Source organism: Ochrobactrum sp. S1502_03 (assembly GCF_044435015.1).
Lineage (GTDB): Bacteria > Pseudomonadota > Alphaproteobacteria > Rhizobiales > Rhizobiaceae > Brucella > Brucella chromiisoli.
Genome location: NZ_JAYEXN010000001.1, coordinates 47,784 through 58,913, shown reverse-complemented (window position 1 = coordinate 58,913; position 11,130 = coordinate 47,784). Strand labels below are relative to the sequence as shown.

Here is an 11,130-nt window from a genome sequence, read left to right as displayed (position 1 = left end):
TGACGATCAAGAATGCAGAACCACGTGAACCTCATCCTGATCGCGGATGTTGAGGCTTTCACGGATACGCTTTTCTGAGATCAGCTCAAGGCAATCGTGCATATGCGATCCGATACGCCGGAAAACCCACACATTCATGGAATGGGAATGCGCGTGAAGCGTGGCCCGCCAAGCCTGCCCTGTGCCGCGGCGCGGCTTGAAAAGCTTGCGCCGCAGGCTGTTGTTCGCAATTTCGTGCTGTGGGATAACGATGCTCGGTGGAACGAGGCCGCGATCCAGCGCCTTTAGCTGTTTGCGACGGCTTCGCAGAATGGGTGGATATTCCACGATCTGCACATTCAATGAGCCGGAAGCAAACCGATCCGGCCAGTCGCTAGGTGCATTCAAAAGTTTTTTCTTACCCGGAATAACAAGCTCTGAATGCCTGCCCAAGCCTGATGATATCTTCCCCCTGAAGATAACCATGCGTGCCCTCCTACGCTTGTTATTGGGTGTTATAAATTATTCACAAAATTGACACAATTTATCTGGGCGCGCCCTGAAGGCAACGTGATTGCGCTTAAAGCCCAGTAAACTAAGGGGTATCCGTCATTGCTTGTTAAGCTGCGACTGGATGACACAGTTCTGCTTGCATGAATATTTGCGCTGTCGCATAAGAAGCCAAAAGCGGTTTTGTTCTCGTCAGCTTTTTTGATCGGTATTTTTGAGCACAAAACTGTTTCACATTTTCTGGAATGTCTGGGAGTGGCTATGCACGCAGAATTCGATAATCGCGCTTCCAATCTCTCACGCAGGCCACGTCTGACTACATTGGTGCGTTTGCGCTGGTTGGCTATTGCGGGGCAGACAGCGGCAGTTTTGTTCGTGGCGCTTTATCTGCAATTCAGCTTCGCAATCAGCATTTGCCTCGCCTTGATTTCATCTTCAGCCTGGCTCAATCTCTATCTGGCTTTTCGCTTTCCAAACAATCATCGGCTCAATCCCGATGCTGCAAGTCTGGTGCTGGCTTTCGATATTCTGCAATTGGCGGGGCTGCTTTATCTCACCGGTGGTTTGCAGAACCCGTTTATCATTTTGATGATTGCGCCTGTCATTATCTCGGCGACATCGCTTTCGGTCAGGCATACCTTGGCGCTGGCATTGCTGGTGGTTTTTTGCACCACGTTTTTGTTGATGCATCACCGCCCTTTGCCCTGGTATCCGGGTGAAACACTGGTTTTGCCGTTTCTTTTTGTGGGCGGCATCTGGTGCGCCATCATTTCGGCGCTGGGCTTTACCGGCGTCTACGCCTATCGCATCGCCGAAGAAACCCGACAGTTAGGCGACGCTTTGACGGCAACGGAACTCATACTCCAGCGTGAGCAGCATCTGACCGCGCTTGACGGGCTTGCCGCTGCTGCCGCCCATGAACTGGGAACACCCCTTGCCACCATCACACTTGTGGTCAAGGAAATGCAGCGCACCTATGCAAAAAAGCCCGATAGCGACCCCGCATTGGCGGAAGATATTGCGTTGCTGCAATCGCAGGCAGCGCGCTGTCGCGAAATTTTGCAGCGACTGACCAGCCTGTCTTCGGAAAATGAAGAACATATGTCACGTTTGCCGTTCTCGTCGCTGATCGAGGAAGTGATTGAGCCGCATCGCAACTTTGGTGTTGCGCTTGAGGTTACAAAGATTGATGGACCCAAGCCTGAACCGGTTGTGCGTCGCAACCCGGGTCTGCTTTATGGACTTGGCAATCTGGTGGAAAATGCCGTCGATTTTGCAAGCGACAAGGTGAGCGTGACCTGGGGTTGGACCGACGCTCATGTGACAGTGACCATCGAAGATGATGGCGAAGGGTTCAAGCCGGAAATTCTTGACCGAATCGGTGAGCCCTACATGACCAGTCGCGACAGCACGCATAATGGCGGTGGCGGACTTGGTCTGGGGCTATTTATTGCGAAAACCTTGCTGGAGCGTTCGGGCGCGCAGATCAGCTTCAGAAACCGCAAGAATCCGGGACAGGGTGCGGAAGTGAAGGTGGTTTGGCCACGCGCCGCCTTCATTGTAAGCCAATGAAACCATTCAATATTCTATAAACCTGCGCCGTGAATTTCTTTTATATAAAAAGAAAAGGCTGTTTTGATCTTTGAGTCTTTGCTTCAAAAGCACGTGTAAATACAAGGATTTGCCTGCCTCTAATATGGCATTTTTTTGTTCGGATTGCCTCAACAATTCAATGGCTATTTGACTTTTTGACGCAGGGGTATCAATAAGGGAATAAAAATACAGGCAGGAAGCACCCATGGAAGACTTGAAGCAGGAAGACACCGAAGCCATTGGCAACGATCCCACCCTCCTTCTGGTTGATGATGACAAGCCTTTCTTGCAGCGTCTGGCGCGTGCCATGGAAGGCCGTGGCTTTCAGGTGACGACTGCAGAATCGGTTGAAGAAGGTATTGCTGCAGCGAAAGCCGCAGCACCCGCTTATGCTGTGGTCGACATGCGCCTTGGCGATGGAAATGGCCTTGATGTCATCGAAGCCATTCGTTCGCGCCGCACCGATACGCGTGCAATCGTGTTGACCGGCTATGGCAATATCGCGACGGCTGTGAACGCAGTGAAGCTTGGTGCAATCGACTATCTTTCCAAGCCTGCCGATGCCGATGAGGTTTTCGCGGCTCTGACCCGGCGTCCGGGCGAAAAAGTCGCGCCACCGGAAAATCCGATGTCTGCCGACCGGGTTCGCTGGGAACATATTCAACGCGTTTATGAAATGTGTGAGCGCAATGTTTCCGAAACGGCGCGCCGTCTCAATATGCATCGCCGTACTTTGCAGCGGATTCTGGCCAAGCGCGCGCCGCGCTAGTCAGTTGGGTTAATCAATGTCTGTCTCGGGGACATTGAGACCTGCAAGCTCTGCTATCGTCAGGCGTGCAGCACCCGCTCGTGCGAAGCGCAGCATCAGCGCCTTGCGGGTCGCGCCGGGAAGCTTGTGTTCCGGCGCATCGCGTAGAATTTCAGCCCCATAACCATCCGATAAGATAAAGCCGCAATCGTCCGGGAAGATGTCGCGTGGCACAGATGGATGTGTCGCAAAAAACAGCCGGTCGCAATAGGCGCGATAGTCCGGCCATTTCCGATCTGCCTTCCAGTCTTCGATGGATGATTTAATCTCAACAATCCAGATTTCGCTTTTGCGACTGACAGCGATCAGATCAGCACGCCGTCCTGAAGCAAGTGGCAATTCGGGCAGCGTTGCCAATCCCATGTCCAGAAACAGGCGTTGTACACCGCGACGCACGAGCATCGCGTTTTCAGATTGCCTTCCATCGGAAAGCGGGTGGGTTTTGTGGGGAATCACGATTGGCATGGCTGTATTGTGCGCTCCTGCCCGCGTGTCGGGCAAACACAAAACACAACCGCGAGGAAAATGGCAAAAAAGAGGCTGCTCATAAATTTTTAAATCACGGTTAACGGCTGGTTAAGAATCCTCCCGCATATTTGCGACCAAGAGAGCAATGCGCTCGTGTTTTTGCTATTTTGGTCTGGGGGAAATTCATGAAGTCTCGCGTCTTGCAACTGGCCGCAACGCTGCTTCTGGGCGGAATGCTCGCCGGCTGTTCCACTGTTGGTGGCACATTCTATACGGCATCCTATTCGTCGGTCAGCGATGCTGGTTATACAATTCCCGCCATTCCGAATGAAAAAATCCCGCAGCAATATCGTCGCCAGATCGTCAAATATCAGACCAACGAAGCGCCGGGCACGATTATCATCGATACGGGCGAGAAGTTCCTTTATCTGGTGCAGCCGGATGGCAAAGCGATGCGTTACGGCATCGGCGTGGGTCGCGAAGGCTTCGGCTGGTCGGGAACAGCGCGTGTTGCCATGAAGCGTGAATGGCCGACATGGACGCCACCAGCGGCTATGATCAAGCGTCAGCCGGAGCTGGCGAAATATCGCAACGGCATGCAACCCGGTCTCAAGAACCCGCTGGGTGCACGTGCGCTTTATCTCTACAATAAGAGCGGCGACACCGGCTATCGTATTCATGGAACGCCGGAATGGTGGTCGATCGGCAAGGCGATGTCATCAGGCTGCGTTCGCATGATGAATCAGGATATTCTAGATCTTTATGAGCGTGCCGAACAAGGAGCCAAGGTTATCGTCCGATAAGATAAGATATAAAAAGGCCGCTGAAAAGCGGCCTTTTCGTTAGCAGTTATAAAGACTTAAATCTGCTCGACCTGCTGCACTTCCGGTACGAAATGGCGCAGAAGGTTCTGAATGCCGTGCTTGAGCGTCGCCGTCGATGACGGGCAACCGGAGCATGCACCCTTCATGTGCAAAAACACGGTCCCGTTTTCAAAACCGCGGAAGGTGATATCGCCGCCATCCTGTGCCACAGCCGGGCGGACGCGGGTTTCGATCAGCTCCTTGATCGTTTCAACGATCTCAACATCGGCTTCATCGAAGAATTCTTCTTCATCATGAGCATCCCCGGCGGCTGCACCGGCATTGCCAGCCATGGCAGCTGCGCCCGACATGAAATGTTCCATGATCGTGCCCAGAATAGCCGGTTTCAGATGCTGCCATTCGCCGTCTTCCTTGGTGACTGTGATAAAATCATAACCAAAGAAAACGCCGGTGACGCCCGGAACTGCGAACAGCTTGGCTGCAAGCGGCGATGTATTGCCTGCGCTTGCGGCATCGCGGAAATCCGCAGTACCCTCTGGCATGACCACTTTACCCGGCAGAAACTTGAGGGTTGCCGGGTTTGGTGTAGTCTCGGTCTGGATGAACATCGTCGTTCTCCGCTTTCACTGTCTGAAATTTTTCGTAAACATGGATAGGCGTAAAGGCAGATTTTGCCAAGAACGGTCCTACATAATCTATCATCAATATAGGGTGATTAGGTCACCGCATCAATGTCTTCATCGGAAAGACTGGATGGAATGACGGTCACAGGGATCTGGAACTGGGCGCGATTGGCAATAGACTGGACGAGAGGGCCGGGGCCGTCTTTGCCGGAACCTGCCGCCAGCACAAGAATGGCTATGTCTTGATCTTCTTCAATGAGGCTAGGCAATTCATCACTGATCAACCCTTCGCGGATGATCAGCTCCGGCTCAATGCCCTGTTCTTCACGCACTTTGGCTGCGAATTTTTCAAGCGTCGAGCGTGCACGTTCTTCAGCTTCAGCACGCATAATTTCGCCAACGCCCAGGATTTGTTGAAAATCGGAATTGTCGATGACAAAAAGCATGACCAACGCGCCATTTGAGTTTTTGGCGCGGCGCGCGGCATAAGCAACGGCACGCCCGCATTCAGGCGTCTCGTCAATCACGGCAAGAAACTTGCGGCGGTGACCGGCTTCCCGGCTAAGTCGTTTTGATACCATGGCGATAATGTGGCATTCTAAGACGTCGCCTGCAAGCAGGCGACGTCAGAATATTACACGTCATATTTATCAGTCTTGCAGCCAGCCGATGATGTCGCGCACATGACGCATATTGGTTTCTGCAACCGTTCTTGCGCGTTCGCCACCATCTTTCAGAACACTGTCGATATAGGCAGGATCAGCCACCAGACGACGCATTTCATGGGTGATTGGCGATAGTTTTGAAACAGCCAGATCAGCAAGAGCTGATTTAAATTCGGAGAACTGACGTCCACCGAATTCACCCAGAATGTCTTCCTTCGACTTTGAAGAAAGGGCTGCATAGATACCGACAAGGTTGTCCGCTTCCGGCCGTCCAGCCAGGCCATCAATTTCCGAAGGCAAGCCTTCCGAGTCGGTCTTGGCCTTGCGGACCTTCTTGTTGATGGTGTCTTCGTCATCAATCAGATTGATGCGCGACAGATCCGACGGATCAGATTTCGACATCTTCTTGGTGCCATCGCGCAGCGACATGATGCGCATGGCCGGACCCGAAATCATCGGCTCGGTCAGCGGGAAGAAGCCGGAAACCTGCTCGTCTCCCACCTGCATATCCACGCCGATACCGAGTGACGCGATGCGGTCGGAATAATCATTGTTGAATTTTTGGGCGATGTCGCGCGTCAGCTCCAGATGCTGTTTCTGATCTTCGCCCACAGGCACATGCGTTGCGCGATAAAGCAGAATGTCAGCCGCCATCAGGCTTGGATAAGCGAAGAGGCCGAGCGAAGCATTTTCGCGATCCTTGCCAGCCTTGTCCTTGAACTGCGTCATGCGGCTCATCCAGCCGATGCGCGCCACGCAGTTGAACACCCATGCAAGCTCGGCGTGCTGCATCACGCGGCTCTGGTTGAAAACGATGCTACGCTTGGGGTCGATACCGGCGGCAAGGAAGGCAGCCGTGACTTCGCGTGTTGACTGAATGAGTTCGAGCGGATCGGGTGAGACGGTCAGCGCGTGCATATCGACCACGCAATAAATGCATTCCTGTGTTTCCTGCACCTCGACCCACCGCTTGATGGCACCCAGATAATTACCAAGGTGAAGGTTTCCGGTCGGTTGAACGCCGGAGAAGACAAGCGGCTTAAACGTGCTCATGATATGATCCTGATGTTGGCCTTCGCCGGTGGAGAGCGAAGGGTATTTATTATGATGCGGTGTTTTCGCAGAGCTGTGATTGCCTTTCAAGGCAATTATTCTTGATTGTCAGACTGTTTCTTTGTGCCACCACGCTTGATGCCGCGACGGATCATAGCCGTGTTCGCGCCGCCCAGTCCGAAGGCCAGACTAAAGTAGACGACCATGGCGCCTGCAACCATTGCCGCGACAGTTCCGGCGCGCACGCCAAAAGACGATGCCGATGACAACTCATGGGCAAAATAGCCAAGAGAAAAATGAATGCCCAAAGCCATGACAGCGGCTGCAATCAACAGGCGTGGAATACGCGTGAGAAGCGCAACATCATTGCCCCAATGACCGCGCTTCACCAGCGTTGCAAACAAAAGCGCTGCATTCACCCAGCCTGCGGTGATTTCTGCAATGGCGATGCCGCTCGGCCCCATGCGCGAAAACAGCGTGATCGCAAGTGTGATGTTCACAGCAACCGAAATGGCTGCGAAGATCATCGGCGTTCGGGTATCTTCGCGGGCAAAGAAGCCCGGAATAAAAGCTTTGATCAGCACATAGGCAGGCAGGCCGATGCCATAAATTGCCAGAATATTGGAGACGACAAGTGTCGATTCCGCACTGAACTGCCCGCGTTCAAACAGCAGTCGAACGATTGGTTCCGACATCACCAAAAGGGCTGCTGCTGCGGGAAGCGTGAGAAACAGCGTGAACTCGACCGAGCGATTTTGTAGGTTTGCGACCTCCTGCATATGCCCGCCGCGCAACGCGCGCGACAATTCCGGCAGAAGCACGGTTGCAACCGCAATGCCCACCACGCCAAGCGGCAACTGATAAATGCGATCAGCATAGACAAGTGACGAGACAGCCCCTTCCATGCCTGACGCAATATTGGTGTTGATCAGCAGATTGATCTGCGTGATGCCGCCGGTAATAGCGGCAGGAAGTGCGAGCACCAGCAGTCGTTTGACACCGGGTGTGAGGCGCGGACGACGAAAGCCGATTTTGATGCCAGCAACGCGCACATCGATCCAGACAATGGCAAGCTGCACAAGCCCCGCCGCCATCACCCCCCACGAAAGCGCATAGCCGACAGCCAGCGCGTCATAGCCCTGCCACCATGCGAAAGCCAGAACAGCAATCAGGATGATGTTGAGAAAGACTGGAGCTACGGCTGCTGCAAAATAGCGATGCAGCGAATTGAGCATACCTGCCATCATCGAAGCCAGCGACATACAGGCGAGATAGGGAAACATGATGATCGCCAGCCGCACCGTATTGTCGAATTTTACCGGATCATCGGTGAAGCCCGGCGCAATGACCGTGCGCACGATAAATGGCATGGAGATTTCCATGACGATGGTGATGAAAAGCAGCACCGTGAACAGAACGCCGAACACTTCTTCGGAAAAGCGGCGCGCGCCATCCATGCCGTTTTTTTCGATTTCCTTGGCAAAAAGCGGCACGAAGGCGGCGTTGAATGCGCCTTCGGCAAACAATCGGCGAAATGTGTTCGGGAAACGGAAAGCCGCATTGAACGCATCCGCAACCGGTCCGGTGCCAAGCGCTGCCGCCATGAACATTTCACGCGTGAAGCCGAAAATGCGGCTCATCAGCGTGCCAGACGCAACGGTTGCGAATTTCTTGACCAAACTCATTGACTAAAAAACCTATGCTGCTGCGCGACCGTTGGTCTTGGCGGTGTTTTCGCCGCTAAGCACGGCAATAAGCTTGCGCCTGATATTGCCCTGACGCGTTGCGTTTGAAATTTTGTGTCCCACGAGATCCGTGACATAGAAACTATCGATGACCTTCTCGCCAAAGGTGGTGATGTGGGCTGAAGCAATATCCAGTGACAAGTCGGAAATAAGGCCAGTCAGTTCCGATAAAAGACCGGGCCGGTCAAGACCTTCCACTTCGACAACAGTGAATTTGTCGGAGAGTGTGTTGTTAATCTCCACATGCGGCTCGACTTTGAAGGCTTTGGTGCCCCTCTTGGGCTTTGTGCGTTTGGCCAGCACATCCGGCAGATGAGCTTTGCCGGACAGCACATCTTCGATCACCTTGCCAACCCGCTCCGCACGGCGGCGTTCGTCTTCGTCGGTATCGAATTCGCGGCTGATCAGGATCGTATCAAGCGCGCGTCCATCGCCGGTGGTGAAAATCTGCGCGTCGACAATATTGCCGCCAGCCGCCGCGCAGGCACCGGTGATAATCGACAGAAGGCGTGGATGGTCGGGTGCAAGGACGGTAATTTCCGTCACTGCCTCAAATGTGTGTGGTTTGGCCATCGTGGCAAGGACGCGACCATTGCGATCTGTTTCGCGGATGAAATGCGCATGGCGCACCTGATCGTCGAGGCTGACGGTCAGGAAATAATTGGTGTAATGCAGGCCAAGATAGGCATCGCGCTCGGCTTCTGGCCAGTCGGCAAGCTTTTCAGCCAAAGCCGCGCGCGCCTGCCGGTCACGGTCTGCGCGCGGGAGTTCCGAGAAGCCCCCTGTCAGCACCAGTTCTGTTTCGTAAAAAAGTGTGCGCAGAAGCTGGCCTTTCCAGCCATTCCACACACCGGGGCCAACACCCTTGATGTCGCAAACAGTGAGGATCAGAAGCAGCCTGAGCCGTTCCATTGTCTGCACGGTATCGGCAAAATCGACAATCGTCTTGCGGTCATTGAGATCGCGCGATTGTGCAACCATGCTCATGGTTAGATGTTCGCGCACCAGCCATTCTACGGTTTTTGTTTCGGACGCGGACAGGCCAAAACGCGGGCAGAGCCTGCGTGCAATGCGGGCACCGGCGATAGAATGATCTTCAGGTCTGCCCTTGGCAATATCATGCAGGAGTAAAGCGACATACAGCACGACGCGATCCCGCCGCATGGCGCTGACGAGATGATTGGCCAGCGGATGCTCGTTTTCCAACTCGCCATGTTCAATCTCGGAAAGCACGGCTATACAGCGCAGAAGATGTTCATCGACCGTATAGTGATGATACATGTTGAATTGCATCATCGCGACGATCTTGCCAAAATCCGGGATGAATTTACCAAGCACGCCGGATTCATTCATGCGCCGCAGGATGAGTTCTGGATTGCGCGGCGAGGTCAGCACTTCTAGAAACAGCTTGTTGGCTTCCGGGTTTTCGCGCAACTCGGCATTGATCAGTTTCAGCGAGCGGGTGAGCTGCTGCATGGCATCAGGATGGAACTCCAGTCCCAGCTTGTCTGCCAGATGAAAAATCCGAATGATATTCACCCGATCGCGTTTGAACACATCGGCATCGGCAATGTTAATGCGATGGTTTTCTGAGACAAAATCATTGCTTCCGGCAAGTTTACGCTTGCGGCGTGAGAAGGTAAGGAAGATGCGGTTAAAGCCCGGCACGTGCTTGGCCTGTTCCTCTTCCAGCGCCGCACAAAGAATGCGCGTCAAATCGCCGACATCCTTGGCGACCAGGAAGTAATGCTTCATGAAGCGCTCGACATAGTTCTGGCCAGGATGGGCGGTATAGCCCAGACGCTGCGCGATTTCCGGCTGAATGTCGAAGGACAGGCGTTCTTCTGCCTTGAGCGTCGCAAAATGCATATGGCAGCGCACCGCCCAGAGGAAATCTTCTGCCTTGTTGAACAGCTTGAGTTCTGCGCGTGAAAGCACGCCAAGCTTGACCAGTTCTTCCTTGCTTTTGACACGGTAGAAATATTTGGCGATCCAGAACAATGTATGCAGATCGCGCAGGCCGCCTTTGCCTTCCTTGACGTTTGGTTCGACCAGATAGCGGGTTTCACCTGCCTTTTTGTGGCGATTGTCGCGTTCGGCAAGCTTGGCCTGAATGAATTCAGGGCCGGTATCTTTGACCACTTCTTCATCAAAACGCGTGTTGAGCGCATTGAACAGATCGCGATTGCCGATGATGAAACGCGCATCCAGAATGGCGGTGCGGATCGTCATGTCTTCGCGCGAAAGGCGGATGCATTCATCGATATTGCGCGTGGAATGGCCGACTTTCAGGCCCATATCCCACAGCATATAGAGCATATATTCGGCGACCTGCTCGCCCCATGGCGTCTGCTTATAGGGTAGCAGAAACAAAAGATCGATGTCGGAGCCGGGAGCAAGTCCGCCGCGCCCATAGCCACCAACGGCGACAATCGCCATGTTTTCGGCTTTGGATGGGTTCGTCATCGGATAGGCTTTGGTGCTGGCAAACTCAAACAGCACGCTGATCAGCGTATCCATGAGATAAGACAGGCGCCGCGCGCAGAGCGTGCCGCCGCCATCTTTCATCAGCAGGCTTTCAGCATTGGCGCGACCGCGGATCAGAGCGTCTTTGAGCGCATGAAGCACAACCTTACGAACAGGCAGGCTTTGATAGCTTTCATCGGCTGAATCCGCCAGCTCATTGAGCTTGCGGCGAAGGGCTTCGGGATTGACGATTTCTTCAAGCTTCAGGTCGTGTGCGCTCATGCGGCTTGTATGTCCGGCTTTGGGGAAGGGACTTGCGATGACGGAACTATCCTATAGCCGGTTTTAAATTGTATGAATATTCAAAAGAAGGGGCCGGGCATTGCCCGGCCTTTC

At 53.7% G+C, this 11,130-nt stretch carries 10 protein-coding genes; 3 read left to right on the top strand and 7 right to left on the bottom strand.

All coding sequences use genetic code 11. The features are described from left to right. Window positions 1-6 precede the first annotated feature (6 nt). Window positions 7-465, bottom strand: a complete 459-nt coding sequence (locus tag VBH83_RS00290) for a DUF120 domain-containing protein (RefSeq protein ID WP_396995888.1) — start codon at window positions 463-465, stop codon at window positions 7-9. 285 nt (window positions 466-750) lie between these two features. Between VBH83_RS00290 and VBH83_RS00285 the strand changes: the two genes are divergently transcribed. Both VBH83_RS00285 and regA read left to right on the top strand, forming a co-directional pair. After that, the gene (locus VBH83_RS00285; RefSeq protein ID WP_265982704.1) at window positions 751-2,061 is read left to right on the top strand and encodes an ActS/PrrB/RegB family redox-sensitive histidine kinase; all 1,311 of its coding nucleotides are present in this window, start codon (window positions 751-753) and stop codon (window positions 2,059-2,061) included. 226 nt (window positions 2,062-2,287) lie between these two features. Next, the gene (gene regA, locus VBH83_RS00280) at window positions 2,288-2,851 is read left to right on the top strand and encodes a global response regulator transcription factor RegA (protein WP_024898183.1); all 564 of its coding nucleotides are present in this window, start codon (window positions 2,288-2,290) and stop codon (window positions 2,849-2,851) included. A gap of 9 nt (window positions 2,852-2,860) precedes the next feature. On the opposite strand, the gene VBH83_RS00275 is transcribed toward regA, so the two are convergent. Then, window positions 2,861-3,355 carry an MmcB family DNA repair protein gene (locus VBH83_RS00275; protein WP_265982705.1) on the bottom strand — a complete coding sequence of 165 codons (495 nt, stop codon included), beginning with the start codon at window positions 3,353-3,355 and terminating at the stop codon, window positions 2,861-2,863. Between the two features lie 188 nt (window positions 3,356-3,543). On the opposite strand from VBH83_RS00275, the gene VBH83_RS00270 reads away from it, so the two are divergent. Next, complete coding sequence (locus VBH83_RS00270; RefSeq protein WP_265982706.1) at window positions 3,544-4,161, top strand: L,D-transpeptidase; 618 nt, start codon at window positions 3,544-3,546, stop codon at window positions 4,159-4,161. Between the two features lie 56 nt (window positions 4,162-4,217). Here VBH83_RS00270 and VBH83_RS00265 read toward each other — a convergent pair whose 3' ends face one another. The 5 genes from VBH83_RS00265 to VBH83_RS00245 all read right to left on the bottom strand — a co-directional run bounded on the left by VBH83_RS00265 (window position 4,218) and on the right by VBH83_RS00245 (window position 11,016). Next, entirely contained in the window at window positions 4,218-4,790 is a 573-nt protein-coding gene (locus VBH83_RS00265) for a NifU family protein (RefSeq protein WP_265982707.1), read from the bottom strand. A gap of 107 nt (window positions 4,791-4,897) precedes the next feature. Beyond that, the gene (locus tag VBH83_RS00260; protein WP_265982708.1) at window positions 4,898-5,386 is read right to left on the bottom strand and encodes a universal stress protein; all 489 of its coding nucleotides are present in this window, start codon (window positions 5,384-5,386) and stop codon (window positions 4,898-4,900) included. 69 nt (window positions 5,387-5,455) lie between these two features. Next, a complete protein-coding gene (trpS, locus tag VBH83_RS00255) occupies window positions 5,456-6,523 on the bottom strand; it encodes a tryptophan--tRNA ligase (RefSeq protein WP_265982709.1) in 1,068 nt (355 codons plus the stop codon). A 95-nt stretch (window positions 6,524-6,618) separates the two neighbouring features. Beyond that, window positions 6,619-8,208, bottom strand: coding sequence for a murein biosynthesis integral membrane protein MurJ (murJ, locus tag VBH83_RS00250; RefSeq protein WP_396995884.1), 1,590 nt, complete (start codon window positions 8,206-8,208; stop codon window positions 6,619-6,621). 12 nt (window positions 8,209-8,220) lie between these two features. Then, complete coding sequence (locus VBH83_RS00245) at window positions 8,221-11,016, bottom strand: [protein-PII] uridylyltransferase (RefSeq protein ID WP_265982711.1); 2,796 nt, start codon at window positions 11,014-11,016, stop codon at window positions 8,221-8,223. Window positions 11,017-11,130 lie beyond the last annotated feature (114 nt).